The organism is Flavisericum labens, from assembly GCF_045446075.1.
GTDB lineage: Bacteria > Bacteroidota > Bacteroidia > Flavobacteriales > Flavobacteriaceae > Flavisericum > Flavisericum labens.
In genome coordinates, this window is the sequence record NZ_JBJJBQ010000001.1 from 250,659 (window position 1) to 271,836 (window position 21,178).

Annotated in this window: 14 protein-coding genes; 7 read left to right on the plus strand and 7 right to left on the minus strand. The window is 36.7% G+C overall.

Translation table 11 applies throughout. The features are described 5' to 3' along the window. The first annotated feature begins 135 nt into the window (after positions 1 to 135). Together ACIEHO_RS01145 and ACIEHO_RS01150 are read left to right on the plus strand one after the other, a co-directional pair. The gene (locus ACIEHO_RS01145) at positions 136 to 654 is read left to right on the plus strand and encodes a ferritin (protein ID WP_406967783.1); all 519 of its coding nucleotides are present in this window, start codon (positions 136 to 138) and stop codon (positions 652 to 654) included. Between the two features lie 336 nt (positions 655 to 990). Continuing rightward, the gene (locus ACIEHO_RS01150; protein ID WP_406967785.1) at positions 991 to 3,108 is read left to right on the plus strand and encodes a Tex family protein; all 2,118 of its coding nucleotides are present in this window, start codon (positions 991 to 993) and stop codon (positions 3,106 to 3,108) included. Positions 3,109 to 3,172: 64 nt separating this feature from the next. On the opposite strand, the gene ACIEHO_RS01155 is transcribed toward ACIEHO_RS01150, so the two are convergent. Beyond that, complete coding sequence (locus ACIEHO_RS01155; RefSeq protein WP_406967787.1) at positions 3,173 to 3,604, minus strand: tellurite resistance TerB family protein; 432 nt, start codon at positions 3,602 to 3,604, stop codon at positions 3,173 to 3,175. 178 nt (positions 3,605 to 3,782) lie between these two features. Next, positions 3,783 to 4,883, minus strand: a complete 1,101-nt coding sequence (gene dinB / locus ACIEHO_RS01160; RefSeq protein ID WP_406967789.1) for a DNA polymerase IV — start codon at positions 4,881 to 4,883, stop codon at positions 3,783 to 3,785. A 123-nt stretch (positions 4,884 to 5,006) separates the two neighbouring features. Between dinB and ACIEHO_RS01165 the strand changes: the two genes are divergently transcribed. Both ACIEHO_RS01165 and ACIEHO_RS01170 read left to right on the plus strand, forming a co-directional pair. Beyond that, positions 5,007 to 5,480: a CYTH domain-containing protein gene (locus tag ACIEHO_RS01165; protein ID WP_406967791.1), complete on the plus strand. Its 474-nt coding sequence runs from the start codon at positions 5,007 to 5,009 to the stop codon at positions 5,478 to 5,480. Next, a complete protein-coding gene (locus tag ACIEHO_RS01170) occupies positions 5,477 to 6,028 on the plus strand; it encodes a YciI family protein (RefSeq protein ID WP_406967793.1) in 552 nt (183 codons plus the stop codon). Before ACIEHO_RS01165 ends, ACIEHO_RS01170 begins: the two co-directional genes overlap by 4 nt. A gap of 160 nt (positions 6,029 to 6,188) precedes the next feature. On the opposite strand, the gene pbpC is transcribed toward ACIEHO_RS01170, so the two are convergent. The 4 genes from pbpC to ACIEHO_RS01190 all read right to left on the minus strand — a co-directional run bounded on the left by pbpC (position 6,189) and on the right by ACIEHO_RS01190 (position 15,562). Next, positions 6,189 to 8,537 (minus strand): penicillin-binding protein 1C, encoded by a 2,349-nt coding sequence (gene pbpC, locus ACIEHO_RS01175; RefSeq protein ID WP_406967795.1) that lies wholly within the window; start codon positions 8,535 to 8,537, stop codon positions 6,189 to 6,191. An 18-nt stretch (positions 8,538 to 8,555) separates the two neighbouring features. Beyond that, positions 8,556 to 8,864: an antibiotic biosynthesis monooxygenase family protein gene (locus tag ACIEHO_RS01180; RefSeq protein ID WP_406967797.1), complete on the minus strand. Its 309-nt coding sequence runs from the start codon at positions 8,862 to 8,864 to the stop codon at positions 8,556 to 8,558. 1 nt (position 8,865) lies between these two features. Further along, complete coding sequence (locus tag ACIEHO_RS01185; protein ID WP_406967799.1) at positions 8,866 to 14,406, minus strand: MG2 domain-containing protein; 5,541 nt, start codon at positions 14,404 to 14,406, stop codon at positions 8,866 to 8,868. A 124-nt stretch (positions 14,407 to 14,530) separates the two neighbouring features. Next, complete coding sequence (locus tag ACIEHO_RS01190) at positions 14,531 to 15,562, minus strand: isoaspartyl peptidase/L-asparaginase family protein (RefSeq protein WP_406967801.1); 1,032 nt, start codon at positions 15,560 to 15,562, stop codon at positions 14,531 to 14,533. 119 nt (positions 15,563 to 15,681) lie between these two features. Here ACIEHO_RS01190 and amaB point away from each other — a divergent pair, with 119 nt between their 5' ends. From amaB to ACIEHO_RS01205, 3 genes are all read left to right on the plus strand, one after another. Next, positions 15,682 to 17,235, plus strand: coding sequence for an L-piperidine-6-carboxylate dehydrogenase (gene amaB, locus ACIEHO_RS01195; protein WP_406967803.1), 1,554 nt, complete (start codon positions 15,682 to 15,684; stop codon positions 17,233 to 17,235). Between the two features lie 91 nt (positions 17,236 to 17,326). Then, entirely contained in the window at positions 17,327 to 18,712 is a 1,386-nt protein-coding gene (locus ACIEHO_RS01200) for a DUF1800 domain-containing protein (protein ID WP_406967805.1), read from the plus strand. Between the two features lie 2 nt (positions 18,713 to 18,714). After that, on the plus strand, positions 18,715 to 19,899 hold the full coding sequence (locus tag ACIEHO_RS01205) for a DUF1501 domain-containing protein (RefSeq protein ID WP_406967807.1): 1,185 nt from the start codon (positions 18,715 to 18,717) through the stop codon (positions 19,897 to 19,899). A gap of 137 nt (positions 19,900 to 20,036) precedes the next feature. Here the strand turns inward: ACIEHO_RS01205 and ACIEHO_RS01210 are convergent, their stop codons facing one another. Then, complete coding sequence (locus ACIEHO_RS01210; RefSeq protein ID WP_406967809.1) at positions 20,037 to 21,170, minus strand: ATP-binding protein; 1,134 nt, start codon at positions 21,168 to 21,170, stop codon at positions 20,037 to 20,039. Positions 21,171 to 21,178 lie beyond the last annotated feature (8 nt).

The following is a 21,178-nucleotide window of genomic DNA, read 5'->3' on the forward strand; positions in this document are numbered from 1 at the left end:
TTTTATGAGAAAGCCGTTTTTTTGAATAAAAATGGCTTTTTTGTGACGTAAATTTGGTTGAGAACCAATAAAAAATCAACGTGTAGATTCTAAAACAAATTAAGAAATCTGTAACTTTACGTAAAAACGACAATTATGTTATCAAAAAAAATAGAAGAGGCTTTAAACAGTCAAATAAGAGTAGAGGCAGAATCATCTCAAATATATTTAGCGATGGCTTGTTGGGCTGAGGTTAAAGGGCTAGAAGGTGTGGCTAATTTTATGTATGCGCAAAGTGATGAAGAACGCGAACATATGCTAAAATTAGTAAAGTTTGTAAATGAACGTGGTGGACATGCTAAAATATCTGAACTAAAAGCGCCAAATGTTACCTTTGAATCGTTTAAAGAAATGTTTGAAAAATTATTTGATCATGAAGTTCTTGTATCTCAAAGCATTAATGAATTAGTTCATATTTCGCTTCAAGAAAAGGATTATGCAACCCATAACTTTTTACAGTGGTATGTAGCAGAACAAATAGAAGAAGAAGCCGTAGCAAGAACTATACTTGATAAAATAAATATGATTGGTGATGATAAAGGTGGATTGTATTTATTCGATAGAGATATTCAAAATTTAACCGTTACCACAGCAGTTCAAGATACTCCTGCGTAATTTTTAACATTTAATCTTATTTAGATTGAATAAAAATAGTTTATTTTTGCGCCTATATTTTTGAATAGATTATTCTGTTTTGGGCAAAAAGAAGAAAAAAAAGGCCATAAAAAAACTACGCAAACTAGGAATAGAACTTCCTGAAAAAGTTAAAAGTAGTTGCTGTAAAAAGTTTAAAAAAAATGAGAGCAAGCGTTGTAAAAAATGCCCTTGTTTCGATTTGATTAAAAAAGTGGCTTAATATTTTAAGTAATAGAGCAAAAGTAAACCTGTCTGGTTTTATACGCTGATGGTATTGTCAGCCTATAAAATTAGACAGTTTTTTTTAAAATAACCATGATAGATTTCGTTACCACACAAACCCAACTGCCATTACAATCGGTTAAAAATACTTTGCAATTATTAAGTGAAGATTGCACCATTCCGTTTATTTCCCGTTATAGAAAAGAGGCCACGGGAAATTTAGATGAGGTTCAAATAGGTGAAATAGTAAAATTTAAAGAGCAGTTTGAAGCCCTAAAAAAGCGAAAGAAAGCCATTTTAAAGGCTTTAGAAGAACAAGATGTTTTATCGCCTGATTTAAAATTTAATATAGAATCGGTCAAAGATTTAACCACGCTCGAAGATTTATACTTACCATACAAGAAAAGTAGAAAAACCAAGGCTGAAAAAGCACGACAAAACGGATTGGAGCCATTGGCTAAAATCATCATGGCACAAAATGCCAACGATGTAGAATCCATTGCATATAAATATATAAAAGGTGATGTGCAATCAACAGAAGATGCTTTAGAAGGTGCACGCCATATTATTGCTGAATGGATTAACGAACGTACCGATATTAGAAACAATATCCGCTATCAGTTGGAACGTTTCGCTATGATTTCCACGAAAGTGATAAAAACAAAAAGGGGAGAAGAAAAGGCGCAAAAATTTAAGGATTATTTTGATTGGGAAGAGAATTTAAGCAGAATCCCATCCCATCGGTTACTGGCCATTTTAAGAGCTGAAAACGAGGGCTTCATTCGTTTGAAAATTGAAATAGATAACGAACGCGTCTTAAACAAAATAGAAAACATAATTATAAAAAGTAACAATGCGTGTTCAGACCAAATTGAAACCGCTATAAAAGATGCTTATAAACGTCTTTTACTGCCTTCGTTAAGTAATGAGGCCTTACAAGTAGCCAAAGAAAAAGCCGATGAATCGGCCATTTCCGTATTTGCAAAAAATTTAAAGCAATTACTACTGGGTTCGCCCTTGGGAGAAAAACGGGTTTTGGCTATCGACCCCGGATTCCGAACGGGTTGTAAAGTAGTGTGTCTCGATGCCCAAGGCCAATTAAAATATAACGAAACCATTTACCCGCATCCACCAAAAAACGATTCCACAGGTGCCATAAAAAAGATAAGCTCCCTTTGCGATGCCTATAAAATTGAAGCTATTGCGATTGGTAATGGAACGGCATCAAGAGAGACGGAAGCTTTAATCAGAAAAATTCGTTTTAAAAACGATATTCAGGTGTTTGTAGTTAGCGAGGCCGGTGCCAGTATATATTCGGCTTCAAAAATTGCCCGTGAAGAATTTCCTAATTACGATGTTACGGTGCGCGGTGCAGTTTCTATTGGCAGAAGACTTCAAGACCCCTTGGCCGAACTGGTAAAAATAGATGCTAAATCTATTGGAGTGGGGCAATACCAGCACGATGTTGACCAAACCAAGTTGCAAAAATCGCTGGGAATGGTAGTTGAAAATTGCGTCAACGCCGTGGGTGTAAACATTAACACCGCTAGCAAAAGTTTGTTGAGTTACGTTTCGGGAATTGGGACAAAATTGGCAGAAAACGTGTTTAAATACAGAAATGAAAACGGGCCATTTTCAACCAGAAATGCTATTAAAAAAGTACCTCGATTGGGCGATAAAGCGTTTGAGCAGGCGGCTGCCTTTTTAAGAATTAAGGATGCTGAAAATCCATTGGACGATTCAGCCGTACACCCTGAAAGTTATCCAGTTGTAGAAAAAATGGCTAAAGATTTGGGTAAGTCTGTTCAAGATTTAATTGGTAATAAATCACTCCTTCAAAGTATCGATTTAAAAAGGTATTGTAGTGAATTGGTCGGGTTACCAACGCTTCAGGATATTATAAAAGAACTGGAAAAACCCGGTTTGGATATTCGTGAGCAAGCCAAGGTTTTTACATTTAACCAAAACATAAAAGCGATTGATGATTTACATGAAGGCCAACTTCTGCCTGGTATTGTAAATAACATCACTAATTTTGGATGCTTTGTAGATGTAGGCATAAAAGAAAGTGGATTGATTCACGTATCTAATCTATCCGATGGTTTTGTGAAAGATGTTAACGAGCATGTATATTTACACCAACAGATTATTGTAAAGGTATTGGACGTCGACATTTCACGAAAGCGCATCCAATTAAAGTTGCATAAATAGGTGTTATATAAAAAAAGCGCCCAAAATTTTGGACGCTTAAATTTATATAGTTTTATTGGATATATTATTTGTTCATGTTTTTTATTTGGTCTACAAAAGTATCCAAGTCTGTACCGTTATTTACCAAAGTTAATGCTTTGTCCACAATGTATTTTACGTTTACGGCATGAAACCCTAAGCCAACACCTATTTTATTTAAAAGTTTATGCTCTGGGTCACCTTTAATTTGGTCAACATGTACCATGCGCACTAAATCATATAAACGTTCTAAACGCCTGTCGTAAGATACTGGTGGGTTAATAGGGTGGGATTTATAATTCTTTAAAATTGATTTATAATCCTCTTGGCTAATATCCAAATTACGGGCCAGTCTATCTAAAAACGCTTGTTCGTCAGGAGTAATAATTCCATCATCCATAGCCACACGAACAATCGCTGCAAAATGACTTTCGTTACGCTTTTTAAACCCACTGTCAAATAAATCTGAAAACGACATCTTTCTTTGTTTTATTAGTGGTGCAAACGTACATATTTTTTTTAAGATATAAATTGAAAATTTTATTTTTTTGGCTGCACCATTAGGCTTGTTTTCTTATGCTGTATTTTTAAACGTCAGGATATTTAATAAATGGTTTTGCCTAATTTGCTCAACAAGGCGAACCAGTTTCCAAATGTTAAAACTCAAACTTGAGTTGCACACTAACACTTTTAGATGGTTGGGGCTTATTAGACTTTTCAGTGTCAAGGTTAGATAAACTAATACCCAACAGACGCACAGAGTTTTTTAGATGCTCTTGGTATAAAAGTTCTTTTGCGGTTTCCAGTATCATACTGTTATCTCTGATAAAATAGGGAAGCGTCTTGCTTCTGGTTTGTTGGCTAAAATCGCTGTATTTTATTTTTAATGTTACCGTTTTTCCAGAGACTTGGCCTTTGGCTAGTCGTCTTGAAACCTCTTTGGCAATGTGCTCCAGTTTTTCAACCATAAACACTTCACTCGATAGATTTTCAGAAAAAGTACGTTCGGCAGCCAAACTTTTTCGAATTCGATTTGGTTTTACTTTACTTGTGTGAATACCTCTAACAACGTGGAAATAATATTGTCCAGATTTACCAAAATGTTCATTTAAAAAGTCTATGGATTTCTGTTTTAAATCCAATCCAGTAAAAATGCCTTTTTGATACATTTTTTCAGCGGTTACTTTGCCAACACCATAAAATTTTCTAATATCCAATTCCTCCAAAAATGGAATAACCTCCTCTGGGTTTACGGTTTTTTGTCCGTTAGGTTTGTTGTAATCGCTAGCCACTTTAGCAATAAATTTATTGATAGAAATACCGGCCGAAGCGGTCAAACCAATCTCATTAAAAATGCGTTCTCGGATTTCTTTTGCTAAGAGCGAAGCACTGGGGTTGCCTTTTTTGTTTTCCGTTACGTCTAAATAAGCTTCATCTAGAGAAAGCGGTTCCACCAAGTCGGTGTAATCGTAAAAAATAGCTCTTATCTTTTTTGAAATTTCAGTATATCGGTCAAAACGAGGCCTCACAAAAATCAAATTAGGACATAATTTAACGGCTAAACTACCAGCCATGGCACTTTTAACACCAAATTTTCTGGCCTCATAACTGGCAGCGCTAACCACCCCGCGCTTCCCTCCACCACCAACGGCTATAGGTTTGCCTTGGAGGTTGGGTTGGTCCATTTGTTCTACCGATGCGTAAAAGGCATCCATATCCACATGAATAATTTTTCTAATTGGTAAATCGGCAGACATGCTGTAAATTTATAAATTCCTAATGAGGCGGGAATCTATATTTAGTTAAAAGAAAAATAGGTTATCTTCATTTTTTAAATTGAAGTTAAAAAATAGACAAGTACCGCTTTCTCGGAAATGATTATGATAGAAATAGAACGTAAATTTTTAGTGTCTTCGGATGCATTTAAGGAAGAAGCCCATAACAAAGTACCCCTTATTCAAGGGTTTTTAAATACACATAAAGAAAGAACGGTTAGGGTACGATTAATGGGCGATTTGGGATTCTTAACGGTAAAAGGGTTGTCATCAAAGGATGGGTTGTCACGTTTTGAGTGGGAAAAGGAAATTACAGCTAAAGATGCTAAGGAGTTGTTAAATCTTTGTGAATCGGGCATCATAGATAAAATACGCTATGAAGTAAAACTAAAAAACCATACTTTTGAGATAGACGAGTTTTTTGGTGAAAATGAAGGGCTGGTAGTTGCCGAGGTGGAGCTAAACCACGAAAATGAAATCTTTGAAAGGCCAAATTGGCTTGGTGCTGAGGTAACGGGAAACCCGAAATATTATAACGCCCAATTAAGTAAAAAACCATTTAAAACTTGGAAGCTATGATTAGAAACCTAATTGTTTTATTGATTATTGTATTAATATTTAGTTGCAAAGATCAATCAGAAACTAAAACTTCTGAAAACGAAAGTTTAGAAACTGTTGAAAAATCAATCGATTCTATAAGCTCTGTGGTTGAGGCACCTACTAACAAAGTAGTTAAAAAATCAACCAGTCAAATCAAAAAAGAACTGACGGAAAAGGGCTTTAAAACCTTTGATTATGTTGATGAAAAAACCAACGATACTATTTTGATGCAGCAATATTTTATGGCATTTTTAAAAACAGGGCCTATTAGGGGGCAGAACGAAGAAGAAGCAGCCGATCTGCAAAAAGAACATTTAGCACACTTGAGCAAAATGTATGAGCTTGGTTATGCCGATATATCTGGACCTTTTGGAGATAACGGCGATATTCGGGGTGTTACTATTTATAATGTACCTACTTTAAAAATGGCTGATAGTTTAGCCAATGCCGATCCCATGGTAAAAGCCGGTCGTTTAGAAATTGAAATGCACCCATGGTGGGCGGCCAAAGGCTTTTCATTACGATAAATAACAAAGGGCATTTATCTGCTCTTCAATATTTTGGGTATTTTCTTTTATTTCGTTAGATCATATTTAGGTGTCTAACGACCTTCAAATTCTAAAAACTGAAAAAACAGGGGCTTTTAAATCAGATTACAGTATGATTAAAAAGGTTATTAAAATTAGCTTATTCCGAAATTGTAATCCATCTTTTCGCTTCATTTCCAAATTCATCAACTGCGGTAATTAAATGTTTTCCTATTTCCGGAACAATAGCCAATTCATGGATGTCTTTAGTGTTTCCAACGTAAGTATCATCAACATACCAAAACAGAGTACATTTGGGCTTAGAATGGGCTATTTTTAAAACTAAATCGTTCGTGTTTCCATCAAAACCTTTAGGTAGAAAAACAGTATTGTTTTCGTTTGGGTAAATAAACTGCATAGATATGGCATTATCACCCAAACAGTCATCCCTAAATTTCGGCAAAGGTATGTAAAACGGATTTTTAGTTTTATAGTAATGGGCCGTTACAGGAGGCAGAACAAACCACGATTTATTTGTAATGTTAGAAATATCTTCACAAGAAGAGTTGACTTGATAGCTTTCAGTTTTATCCAAATGCACCAAAACATGATACGGACAAGGTTTTGTTTTCAGACCACTTAACTGGATGAATTTTTCTTCCACCTCATCACAATTTGGCGAAGCCCTGTGACCACTTTTTTTACAAATTGAGACTTCCTGCATTTCATCAAAAGGTTTGTCAAACCAGTCGCTGTTGGGTAAAATATCGAAAACATCAAATAAAATCGGTGCGGCAGATTGTACACCAACCAAGCCGGGTCTACCTTCGCCATCGGCATTGCCTACCCAAACACCAACTACGTAATCTTTTGTGGTACCAATGGCCCAAGCATCACGAAAACCGAAACTAGTTCCTGTTTTCCATGCGATTTGTTTCGAGCCATCGAAAAACTCCCAACTTTCATCACCTTCGGGTCTGTTGACTTCCTTTAAACTTTCATAAGTTAAATAAATGGAAGCCGCATCAAAAAGGGTTTTATCCGAAGTCTTTTTTCCAAAGTCAATGTTTTCCAAAGCTAAAAAGGTAGGCTCACAAAATTCATTAGTAAAATATTCACTCGAGGTTTCGGTAAAATGATTTAAAGTTGAAGAAAGTGCGGCGTAACTTTTGCACAAATCCCACAAATTACTTTCGGCACCACCCAAAATAAGCGACAAACCATAATGATTGGCGTTGTATTTTAAATCTTTAAGCTGAAGGGTTTTTAAATAATGGTAAAACCGATCCAAGCCAAAATCTTGAAGCATTCGCACGGCTGGAACATTCAAAGACCGAGACAGCGCCCGACTTACGGACACGGCACCATCATAGGTTTTGTTGAAGTTTTCTGGGTTATAGCTTCCATATTGAGTAGGAACATCAGCAACCAAGGTATTGGGTAAAATATCACCAGCATCTAACATCGAGGCGTATAAAAAAGGCTTTAAAATACTACCGGTGCTTCTGGGTTTATCAATAATATCTACGTCTTTTTGGTGCGATTTATCGGTTGGCGTATTACCAACATAAGCCAAAACGTTACGGGTTTTTACATCTAATATTAAAACGGCAGCGTTGTAAATTTCATTCTGACTTAATTGATTATAATGTGTTTTTACAATATGGTTAACACGCTGTTGTAATGGTTTTTTAATTGTAGTTTGGATGTATGTTCCGTTGTATTTTTTTGAAACTTTTTGGAGTAAATGCGGAGCAATTTGTGGTAAAGGATATGGCTTTTGAGGTAAACCTTCTGCAATGGAAAGTTTGTAAGTTAATGTGTCTATTATGTGGTTTTCAAGTAGTTTTTGAAGCAGTGTATTACGTTTTTTTTGTAATTTTTCTTGATTTTTACCAGGATAGATAAGGCTTGGAGCGTTTGGCAAAACGGCCAAGGTGGCGCTTTCTGCCCATGAGAGTTGGTTGGCACTTCTATTAAAATAACGCCACGATGCGGCATCCAATCCAACTACGTTTCCACCGAAAGGCGCATTACTGGAATAGTAGGCTAAAATTTGCTCTTTACTTTCGCGGAATTCCAAACGCGTGGCTAGAATCAGCTCAATAAGTTTTTCAAAATAGGTACGTTTTTGATTTTGTCTGGACAAGCGAATGACCTGTTGGGTTAAAGTGCTGCCACCACGTTTTACGGTTCCTGATTTTAAATTATCACGTAATGCTTTAAAAATGGAAACTGGATTAAAACCAGGATGTTTATAAAAATAGGCATCCTCAAATTGGACGATACAGGTTTTAAATTTAGCAGGGACACTATCGTTTTTCGGGAAGCGCCATTGGCCGTCGTTTGCTATTTGGGCTCCTAATAGTTCGTCATTGGTGCTTGTAATTACAGTAGCTGTTGGGGCTTTGAATAACTGTTTTGGTAAACAAAAATAATAGGCAAAAAGCAAGACAACAATTACTGCTGATTTGATTTTGTTGCGCTTTATGTAGGCTATTATTATCAATTATAACTCCTAATGACGTTAAATTCTGAACTCATACTCATGTTCCACCTTACATATTCGCACGTTGTACCAACTGTACCAATCTTGTTGGCCTTTTTGTTGGGCCAATTGGTGGTCTGTTTGTGCTTTCCAGTTTTTTATGGCTTCTAAAGTTTTCCAGTAGCTTACCGTAATGCCAATTTCATTTCGGGCAGTATCCATACCTAAAAAACCAGTTTGCTCTTTTGCTAAGGCTTCTATTTTGTTGGCCATTTCAGTATAGCCTTCAATGTTTTCTTTTTGGGTTGAAGTGAAAATAACGGCGTAGTATGGTTTGAAGTTTTTCATTTTATTTCTCAACAGTCACCCATTGTCCTTTTGTTCTTACTAAATAATCATTATCATACATGGCTTCTGCTTGAATGCCATATAGATAGTAGGTTCCTAAATACGATGCATTTAGCATCACACTAAAATTTTTGGTGCCATTTTTGCTTTTCTGTGGTAAATCGAAATAAAAATTTACACGGTCGTCCCTAATATCAGTATAACGTGCTTGACTTGAAGTAGTGTCGCCAAAAGCGGTAAAACGGGTGTTCACAATTTCCCAACCCGATGGAAATATTTGCGTTAAAGCCACATCGTTTACTTTCTCGCTTTTCAGATTGCTTACACTCACTTTAGCAACAAAATCTTGTCCTTGTTGTAATTTGGAAACATCTATTTTATTGCCTTTTAAATCGGTGTAATTAACGGAAACACTTAAACCGCGTTGCTCTGAAATTTCCTTGCCTAAAGGCAGTTTTCCTGAATTTAAAACACGAACATAGACCACATTATTAATTTCATTTTTTATTGAAATGGAATTTTGCCCATCAACAACACTTAAAGAGCGTTGTGCAATCGCATTGTTGGTTTCGATAGTTTCCTGTTTACCATTGATGGAATAATTTACTTTGAGTGCTTTTCCTCCATTGGCTTTTACCATTTTTGCCATAGCCAATAAGCTATAAGCCGTGGTTTGGGTGCTCATCCAACGATTGCTCGATAAATTTTTGGCGATATATTCGGCAAGGTCTCGCATTTTAGAATTTTTGGTTAAAACCATAGTTTCTAAGGCCATTGCACGATTTCTGTCTACCGAACCATAGGTGTAATAGTTATATCTTGACGGCTGAAAATTAATGTTTGCCGATTTTGAAATGGTTTCACTCGCTTCGTTTTGTCCCGCTAGTGCATAGGCAGCTGCCAAACGCCATTTAGCTTCGTTGGAAATTTCTGAAAATTCCCGTAAGCGGTTCATAGCTGCCAAATCCGGACTTCCAGCTAAAGCCAAGGTGTACAATCTGTAAGCCTGGGCTAAATCGGAATTATACGTTCGGTAGCTTGGGCGCCAATCTCTAGCAGCTTGCTTTTGGTATTGCAACCAATTGTTTTTAAACGTAAGCGGTAAAACGAAACCTTTCTTTTCGGCTTCAATCATAAAATGACCGGCATAACTGGTGCCCCAATCATTGGTTGAACTTTCACCCATCCAATAACTCATACCGCCATTAGGTTGCTGAAAATGTGCTAATCGTTTGATACCGTTTTCAATATTGGATTGGATATCCTGTTTTTTGTCTAAGTTTAAATCGAAGATATCACCTAAGAATAACTGGGGAAATACCCCAGATGTGGTCTGTTCTGCACAGCCATGTGGATACCGAATTAAATATTGTAACCTTCGAGAAAAATCCATTGGAGGTAATGTAGAGAATTCAATGGTAGCCGAATTGGTTCCCGAAACACCAAAGGTTGAAAACGCAATGGTTTCTGATGCATTTTCAGTAAGGACTCTATCTATTGATTTTGAGGTTATCGGATTGGGGTTAACAACATCCAATTCCACCTTATAAGTCGATTTTTCACCATTTCCGGTGGCAACCACTTCTACGGTATTGATGCCTTTAGCTTTGCTTACATCGAGTTCAAAATATGTCATTTGCTCATCAGGTTTTGCAAAACTTAAGGTTTTATTTGCGTCACCTACAACCGAAATACCACTGCTCAATTTTAAACTGATATTTACATTTTTGACTTTTGGTTCCATGGCAAAAACAGTGACAGGTAGTGTTACTTTTTCACCGGGACTTAATTTCCGTGGAAGCGACGCTAAAACCATCAGCGGTTTTTTAACTTGAACCGACTTATCGGTGCTGCCATAAGCTTCGGTTTTGGCATTTCCAGCCACCACCATGGTTCGCACCGCGCCAATATAATTGGGCATTTTAAGTTGATGCGTTGCGCTTTTTCCAGCCTCCAAATTGAAAGGCCCTAAATAGGTGGCCACAGGTTTAAACCGGTTGGCTTTTTTGTTTTTTCCTGCGAGGGCACTACCATCGCCACCAATGGCAAACACTTGGTCAATACTTCCCGAATACGCGCCAATAACATCATCAAAAACATCCCATGTTTTTACGCCCAAAGCTTCTCGTTTGTAAAATTCATTCCAAGCATTTGGAGTTTTAAATCGGGTTAAATCCAGCAGACCTTCTTCAACCATGGCGATGGTATAGGTCATGGGTTTGTTATTTTTTTCTGAAACCGAAACTTTGAAAGTTTGTTCTGGTTTTAAAACATCGGGCATTTTTAAAAGGGGTTCCAGTTTGGTGCTGGGGTCTTCAACCATAATGGGAATAACGCCATATAACCGGATAGGTAAATCGTTTTCTGTTACCGCATGGGGTTGCAATAGCGAAATATTTACAAACACATTGGGCGCCATTAAAGAGGTTATGGGGATATCCACTTTGGTTTCACCCTTTGTGGTTTTAATCCATTTGTAATCTAACACTTCAGAACCGTTTTCAATACTTACCAAAGCACGACCTTCACTACCAGATTGAAATTTTATTTTTGCCGTCTCACCCACATTATAATGTTCTTTGTCTGCTGAAAACACCAACATTTTAGCAGCTTCTTTATCATCTGGCGGCGTGTACCAATTTTTGTAGAAATAGGCCGTTTTTCCTGTGGCATGACCACTTTTTGGGTCAACAATTCTGATTAAATATCTACCGCGTTCATGCTCTGGAATTTTTAAATTAAAGCTTCCTTTTCCGTTGGCATCGGTAATCACTTTGGTGTCTAAATATGGGCGGTGATAAGTGCTAGACATGTAACTGGATAGGTTGTCGTAGGATGAATTCCACCACCAGCGCCATTCAATTTTATAGACTTTAACTTGAAGGTTATTTCGTTTTACAGGCATTCCAAAGGCATCAACGGTTACAACATCAAAGGTTTGGTTTTCATCTGTGTACAATGAGCCATAGTTGTTTCCTTTTGGAGATTTCAGCCCGACAAATGCGTCGTAAGGGGCATAAGTTTTAGTGAAGGCATCCATGGAAAAATCACCACCATTTTCAAAAGCACGAACCAAAAATTGCACATTCAACATGCCCGGAGCATTTTTTCCAACGGATAATTTACTATTGATGTTGACAGTTCCCTTTTCATCGACTTTGCCTTCAAAAACATTGATTTCTTCCGCTCTGTATTGTCGGGTTGGGTCGATAAAGGTGTAATCTTTATAGTTTTTAAAACTGGAATACGATGTGCTAAACTTCGCTTTGACTTCAGCCTTTAAATTTTTTCCAGGAGCACCATGAAGCCATGCAATATCTAAAGTGCCTTGTAAAGGATTTTTGTTGGTTAGGATTTCATTTTCAAAATTTACTTTAATTTTTAGTCGGTTGGGTTTAACCGTTTCAATTTTTAAACCTTTGTAAAATGTAGCACCACCAACCGATACTTTGGCGTTGTAATTTCCAGTTTTATCTTCGGTCGACGTTGGAACCGTAAATTTATAGAAGTTATTAAGGGTATTGGCTGTGATGTTTTTATAAACCAACTTGCCATTAGGGTCCGTAATTTCCATTTTGACCGGATGGCCTTTTGGAAGCGGGTTCGACTTGTCATTCAACATAAACGTTAAATGAAGTGTGTCTCCAGGGCGCCAAACACCGCGTTCGCCATAAATGTAACCTTTAAGTCCGCGTTGCGTTTTGTTTCCCGAAACATCAAATTTACTAAGCGAAAGCGAGTTGCCATCGGCGAGTTTCACGTAGGTTGTATTATTGCCTTTTCTAACGATGGCAAAAGCAGCGTTTTTGCCCAAATCGAAAAGGGTTAAGCCATCATTATCGGTATTTCGGCTTGCCAATTCTTGCTGTTGATAATTGTAAAGTTTAACCGTGGCATTGGATTCTGGGTTGGTGGTTAAAATATCGGTGACTGCAAAATAATAGGAATTGTTAGCGCCTTGTTTGGCAATAACCCCTAGGTTTGAAGCGATTAAATTTTGAGATACTATTTTGCGTTCGTTGTAGAAAGCATCGTGGCACGGGTTATCCTGTTCGCGCCAATTATAACTGTAATTTTTGTAGCGATAGGTTAAATTATCCCAATATTCTTCTTCTCTTAAGTCTTCATCATCTGTTGAGGTTTCTGCATAATCGGCTTCGTAGTATTCATCTTCTTCGGAAGTGTTATTAGATGCACTTGAAGAACAATCATAAAGTGAATAATTCTTATTGAAACTCACCTCTACACGATAAATAGCACCGGAATCCGCCTGAAAAAACTTGGATAAATCGATGCTATAAGCCTTCCATTTTCCAGTGTTTTCGGCTTCGGTTTGTAGTTGAATGGTCTGTTTTGCAATGCGTCGGCCAACTTTTCGGATGTTATAGGCGTTATTGCTATTTAGGTTTCCGTCCTGTAAAAATTGAAGAATATTGTCTTCAAAAATTTTAATGATTCTAACATCAACAGCCTTCAGGTTTACGGCTTCAAAATTGAATTTTAAATCTTGCGAATTTGGTAAAATCGTGCCATTGCTAATCAAGCGAACCTGCGGTTTTATGGATTCAAAAGCAATAGTTTCAGAAAACGGTTTTTTAAGTTTATAGCCTTCGGAATTGGTAATGCCTTGAAACACATCCACCTGAATATTGCCAACCAATTTGGTGTCTGGATACACTTTTAGAACATTACCATCCACAATATATTTTGGGTTTTTCACTTTTTGAAGCGTTACCAAACCATCGAAATTCTGCTGTTTTTTAAGGGCATCGGAAAAGTTGATGGATAAGTATTGTTCTGGTGCTTGAATCACATCTACATCAACAATAGTGAAGTTATTTATACCTGGAATTTCAATTTCATTTTCGCCTTCGTTTTCTGCTTTAATGGGTTTTCCATTCCATTTTACAGTGATTTTACTATCTTCAATTTTACGATTGATACTGTCAATTTTAAACTCAAAAACCTTCGCTTTTTCGTTGTATTCATTAAAAATAATCGATAGTTTTTTTCTTTCTTGAGACGCTTCAACCAATTGTTTGGCATGTTCTAAAGACATTATGTCGGCAGAGCGCATAACAGCAGTTAAGTACTGCCAATTTTTACTGTAAGATTGTAAGTTATTCGTAACAATGGTAAAGCTTGGTGTTATGGTTTTAAACTGAAAAGTATAGGTTTCATAACCTTTTTCAATGGTTTTGTAAATATCATCCAGTTTTACATCAACGGTATATTCGGTGGCGGGTTCTAAATCTTCATTAGGAGTAAAAATTAAGGTATGCGAATTGGCAACCGATAGTTTTCCTTGAGCATGAGGTGTGATTTTTACGATGTTGTCTGTAATAACATCACCCGTTTTCCATCCATCTACATCCTTTGCTAAATTAATTCGAATAGGTTCTGCAACCGAAACCATACCGGCCGTGGTGTAACTAATGTATTCTTTAAACTTAAAAATGTTGTCGGTTTCTACTTCTTTCTTTTTACAGGATGCTACTAACGTAATGAGTAATACGAGAGTTAATAGCTTTTTACATGACATAGATTTATGAATTAAATTGAAAATGAACTAAAATGAGGGCGTAGGTAGTTTCTCGTTAATAAATGTACGTTGAATTTTTTAAGTTTAGACGCTAGCGTTTTGTTAATTTGTTCTTAAAAATCGTTTAGTCTTTAAACATTCCGATAAAAAGCTCACCATGCGCATTCATAGTTGCCCGAAACATTCCAGATGTGTTGAATTCCATAACCATGTTTCCGTTCTTATCGATGGCAATTATGCCGCCATCTCCACGACCATCTCCTATACTTGGTAATTTTTTATGAATGACTTCTTTTGCAGCTTCTTCCAAAGACATATTTTTATATTCCATTAAGGACGAAATATCGTGAGCCACCATACCACGAATAAAATATTCACCCCATCCTGTTGAAGAAACAGCACAGGTTTTGTTATTGGCATACGTTCCTGCGCCAATAATTGGCGAGTCGCCTATGCGTCCCCAGCGTTTATTGGTCATGCCGCCAGTGGAAGTTCCAGCAGCCAAATTACCTTGTTTATCTAAAGCTGCACAGCCAACGGTTCCGAATTTATTATCGTTTATATTTTGATTGTAAAAAGCCGTTTTTTGAGCATTTTTTACACGTTGGAGGGCATTGAAACTTTTTTCAGTGTAAAAGTATTTGGGGTCGACAATCTCTAAACCTTGTTCTTCAGCAAATTGTTCGGCACCACTTCTGGAAAGCATAACGTGTGGCGAATGTTCCATAATAGCTCGCGCTAAACTGATGGGGTTTTTTACCGTTTTTGTGCCAGCCGAAGCACCAGCGTTTAAAGTTTTGCCATCCATGATGGAGGCGTCGTGTTCGTTAGTGCCTTCATTGGTAAAAACAGCGCCTTTGCCAGCATTAAATAGGGGAGAATCTTCTAAGATATTGATGGTTTTTTCAACGGCATCCAAACTCGTTCCGCCGTTCTTCAATATATGATAGCCAACGCGAATAGCTTCTTCCAGTTTTGATTTATAAAGAGCCTTGTTTTCGGGCGACATGTTTTCTCTTAAAATGGTTCCGGCACCACCGTGAATTACAATCGAAAATCCAGCTTTTTGTACCGGGTTTTCAGGAATTTGTTCAGCCTTCTTTTTGCATGATGTTAGAATTAAGACAACAAGTAAGAGTCTAAAGATTGTTTTCATAAATGAATTACAATTTAACGCCTCTAAAGTTAATTGATTTATTTATGAATTTCAGAAAAATCAACTTTTTATTGTTATATTCGTAACGAATTTAGAAATTAATGATAAATCAATAATTAATGAAGGCAGTAGCAACTGATTTTGGTATGGATAAAGCATTACAAACTTTAGGCATAAAGGCAATGAATGAAGGCACATCAACGGGATCGAATCATTTTTCGAATGGTGAAATTATTGATTCCATCTCTCCTGTTGATGGAAACTTAATTGCTAAGGTAAAAACGACAACAAAAGAAGATTTTGAAACCGCAATACAGACTGCAACAAAAGCTTTTAAAATCTGGAGAAAAATGCCATCACCACAACGAGGCGAAATAGTGCGTCAGTTTGGTGATAAACTTCGAGAAAATAAGGAAGCTTTAGGGAAGTTGGTGTCTTACGAAATGGGAAAAAGTTACCAAGAAGGTTTGGGTGAAGTACAGGAAATGATTGATATCTGTGATTTTGCTGTTGGGTTGTCGCGGCAACTTCATGGGTTAACGATGCATAGTGAACGTCCGGGGCATCGAATGTATGAGCAATATCATCCGCTTGGTGTGGTGGGCATTATTTCGGCATTTAATTTTCCAGTGGCTGTTTGGTCGTGGAATACGGCTTTAGCTTGGGTTTGTGGTGATGTTACCGTTTGGAAACCCAGTGATAAAGTACCGCTTTGTGGTATCGCTTGTCAAAATATGGCAGCCGAAGTTTTTGCAGCTAATAATTTACCCGAAGGCATTTCGTGTTTAATTAATGGCGATTATAAAGTAGGTGAATTTATGACCAAGGATGCGCGAATACCGTTAATTTCAGCAACAGGTTCGACTAGAATGGGAAAGATTGTAGCACAAGAAGTGGCTGCACGATTGGGTAGGAGCCTTTTGGAATTAGGTGGAAACAACGCCATCATTGTAACACCAGATGCCGATATAAAAATGACCGTTATTGGTGCTGTTTTTGGTGCAGTTGGCACTTGTGGGCAACGTTGCACTTCAACCCGACGATTGATTATCCATGAAAGTATTTATGATAAAGTAAAAAATGCCGTTGCGGATGCATATAAACAATTGAAAATTGGAAATCCGTTAGATGAACACAATCATGTGGGGCCTTTAATTGATGCCGATGCCGTAAAAATGTATCAAAATGCATTAGAAAAAGTGGTTGACGAGGGTGGAAATATTGTGGTTGAAGGCGGAGTACTTTCTGGAGAAGGTTATGAAAGTGGCTGCTATGTAAAACCAGCTATTGCTGAGGCAAAACCTGATTTTAAGATTGTTCAACATGAAACGTTTGCGCCTATTTTGTATTTGTTGAAATACTCTGGTGATGTTGAAAACGCTATCGCTATTCAAAATAATGTGGCTCAAGGATTATCTTCAGCAATTATGACCAATAATCTTCGTGAAGCAGAACAGTTTTTGTCAGTTGCTGGTTCCGACTGCGGCATTGCTAACGTCAATATCGGTACGTCTGGTGCTGAAATTGGTGGGGCCTTTGGCGGCGAAAAGGAAACTGGCGGTGGACGCGAAAGTGGAAGTGATGCATGGAAAATTTATATGCGCAGACAGACCAATACTATTAATTATACTACCGAATTGCCTTTGGCACAGGGAATAAAGTTTGATTTGTAACAAACAAAAGGTCTATTTTTTTAAACCATTTTAATATATTGTAGTCTAAATAGTTATAAAATCGGTTGTCGGTTTTTTGAAACTTTAGCCTATGGAAACTTCTCATATTCAACATTTATATCGTCGGGCTGGTTTCGGAATTTTACCTATAACACTTAAAGAATTGTCCAAGAAATCTAGAAAAAAAGTTGTAGACAATCTTTTGAGAAGTTCTAATAAAACAACACCGTTAGAAGTTGATATTTCTATACTTAAGGATGTTTTCGGCGGCATGATGATGGAGGGAAGACCAGATAAGGAAACCCGTCAGAAACTTCAAAAATTAAGTAGACAAAAACAAGTAGACTTAAATATGGTGTGGGTTGATAGACTTACAAATCCTACCGAGCTTTTACGTGAAAAAATGACACTGTTCTGGGCCAATCATTTTGTTTGCGAAGATAATAGTATTGTTTTCATTCAAAACTTCAATAATACCTTACGGAAACATGCACTTGGTCATTTTGGCGACTTTGTAAAGGCCATTTCTAAGGAAGCAGCCATGACCAAATACCTTAACACCAAACAAAATAAAAAGCAAAAACCTAATGAAAATTTTGCTCGAGAACTTATGGAACTCTTTACCATAGGAGTTGGGAATTATACAGAGGTAGATATCAAGGAAAGTGCTAGAGCATTCACAGGTTACGGTCATAATTTTGTCGGCGACTTTGCTTTCAGAAAACGCCAGCACGATGACGGTGCAAAAACGTTTTTGGGTGAAACAGGACATTTTTCAGGTGATGATATTGTCGATATTATTTTAAAGCAAAAACAATGTGCCAAGTATGTCTGCAAAAAAATATACTCCTACTTTGTTAATGATGAATTGAACGAATATTATGTTACCGAAATGGCTGAGGTCTTATATAAAGACTATAATATTGAAAATTTGATGCGCCACGTTTTTATGTCCGACTGGTTTTATAACAAAGCCAATATCGGTACAAAAATTAAATCACCCATTGAGTTTTTAGTGGGGTTAAAAAAACTCGTTCCTATTGAATTTAATAATCCCAAGCAGCTGTTGTATCTTCAAAAAGTATTAGGACAAATTTTGCTGAGACCGCCCAATGTAGCAGGTTGGAAAGGTGGTAAAAATTGGATAGATAGTAACACCATCGCACTTCGCTTAAAACTACCTTCCTTATTACTGAATAGTGCTTATATTTCCAAGACCAAAGAAGGCCGTGAAGATGCAAGAATGGCTATGAAAAAAGAGTCCTTTAAAAAAGCATTTAGGCGAATTAAAGCCGATAGTGATTGGGCGTATTTCAATAGGCATTTCAAAAATGTTAACATTCAGGATTTAGAATATCATATTTTGGCGTGCCAAATAAGCCCTGTGGCTAAAAAGTATTTAGGTAGTTTGGAAAAAGTATCGAAACAAGAATACTGTATACAGCTTATGTCTTTACCCGAATATCAAATGTGTTAACTATGGACAGAAGAAAATTTTTAAAACACTCCTCGCTAGGTAGTAGCTTATTTTTTGTACCGAGTTTTGTTCGGGCCTTTGAAGAATTGGCCAGTAGTAAGTTGGGTTATAAACGTTTGGTTATTGTGCAACTTTCAGGTGGTAACGATGGTTTAAATACAGTGGTGCCCTTTAGAAACGATTTATATTACAAGGAGCGCCCAACTTTGGGTATTTCTCAAAAAGATATTATAAAACTAAATGATGATGTAGGTTTGCATAGCAGTTTAACACCATTGAAGCGTTTATACGATAAAGGCTATTTGTCTATAATAAATAATGTAGGTTACCCTAATCCCAATCGGTCGCATTTTAGATCTATGGATATTTGGCAAACAGCCAGTGATTCTAACGAGTACCTGCAAAGTGGTTGGATTGGAAGATTTTTGGATGAATACGGAAAACAACCCCATTTGGCCATAGAAATTGACGAAAGTTTGTCTCTAGCCATGAAAGGCAATCGTTTAAATGCCATTGCCACACAAGATGCGAAGGCTTTATACAATATGTCTAAAGATCCATTTTTCGATAACATTCATAAAAACGATGTGCATTTAAGTGAACATAATTTGGGCTATTTGTACAAATCGATGATTGCTGCCGAATCTTCAGCTAAATATATTTTCGAAACTAGTAAAACGGTAAGTTCAAATAGAGAATACCCAAAAAATAGCTTCGGAAAACAGCTTAAAACTACTGCGCAATTTATCAATTCGCATTTGGATACGAAGGTATATTATACCTCTTTGGGCGGTTTCGATACCCATGTTAATCAACTAAACACTCAAAAGCGATTATTGAGTATTTATGCCAATGGTATTGAGGTGTTTGTAGAAGATTTAAAAGCAAACAATACATTTAAAGATACGCTTATTTTGACTTTTTCGGAATTTGGCCGTCGGGTAAAACAAAACGCGAGTGTCGGTACCGATCATGGTACGGCAAATAATGTATTTATTATTGGAAAAAGCTTAAAAAAACAAGGCCTTTACAATAACGTAGCTAGTTTGGATAATTTGGATGATAATGGCGATTTAAAGTTTGAAATTGATTTTAGAACCATTTACGCTACAGTTTTAGGAAAGTGGCTTCAAGTTAACGATGAGAAGGTACTCAATAAATCTTTCAATCAGCTAAATTTCCTCTAAATAAAAAAACCTTGACTCTGTTTTGATTTGGAGCACAAGGTTTAGTTAAAAAGATTAATAGCAAGGCAAATTTACAACTTTTGTCCGAAAAAGTACAACTAGTTAGGTTAAGAGAAAGTTAAATTTATTAACAATTGTTAATTGTATTTTACCTTTCTTAATATGCGTAAAGCTTCTTTGTAAAGTTGGTACACCTCATCACTAAAGGATTTTAGGTAAGGTTTGGCCTCGTTAAGTTTGTTTAAAGCTTCATGAAATAAGTTCAAATAACAGATTAAATAGGTTGATGGCAAATTTTTTAAATCTGAAACTTCTCTTTCATTAAGTACAAGCCCTTTTTTGAGCTTTTCTAAAATAGCATTGTTTGTGTTATAAATATGATGAAGTACTTTTTTATCAAATTGAGGAGGCTCAAATAGTAGTTTGGTTTCAATATGGTATTGGGCGTTGTCTCCAAATTTAATGAGTGTTTCTTCCAAAGGATAATATTTTTTAGCGTCTTGAAGCCCTAAATTAACGTACTCAATAATTTTAAAACGCTTCTCGTTGAAATTGATGGCCACTTCATCAAGAGCAGAGAAGAACAAACGTACTTGTTCGTTAACAAGTTCAATATCAACTCTGGAAAAAAACACCTCGTCCTTAACCATTTTTTTTTGGCCGGCCCAACATACCACAAAATATTCCTTAAAAACTTTGTATTGCGGGTCATAGTCTTTTCGGGCATCCATAAAATGAAATACGCCATTAAGTGTGTGCTCAATATTATTTTGCGCATTTATTTCTATGGCTTCAACAATTTTTGAGTTTACATCTTTAATTTCAATATCGAATACCTTGGGCATGCTCATGCTACCATCCCTAAAAAATACTGAGCCACCGTAGTACTTCCAAATGTTTTTTCGTAGTGAAGTGATTTGCCCAGTAGGTCGAATGGTCACCAAACCAACAACCTTATCTTCCGGTAAATGTGGAAATGGGATGTTTTCATATTGGACAATCGGCGGGTTGGTTAGGTAGGCGTTAATTAGGTTCTGTATTTTGCTATCATCAAAAAAATCGACACCCACTATTTTATTGTCCTCATCTTCAACGCCAATAACAATGTACGAGTTGTTTTTTGGGTTGCTATTGGAAAGCGCGCAAATATGTTTTAAAAATTTGCCTTTTCCTTCTTTATAGCTAATATCAACTTTACGCTTTTTGTCGTAAAAGCTATTTTCGTCGTTGTGGGCCAAAAGGTGCTTTATAAGTAGGCGTTTATTAATCATAATTATCT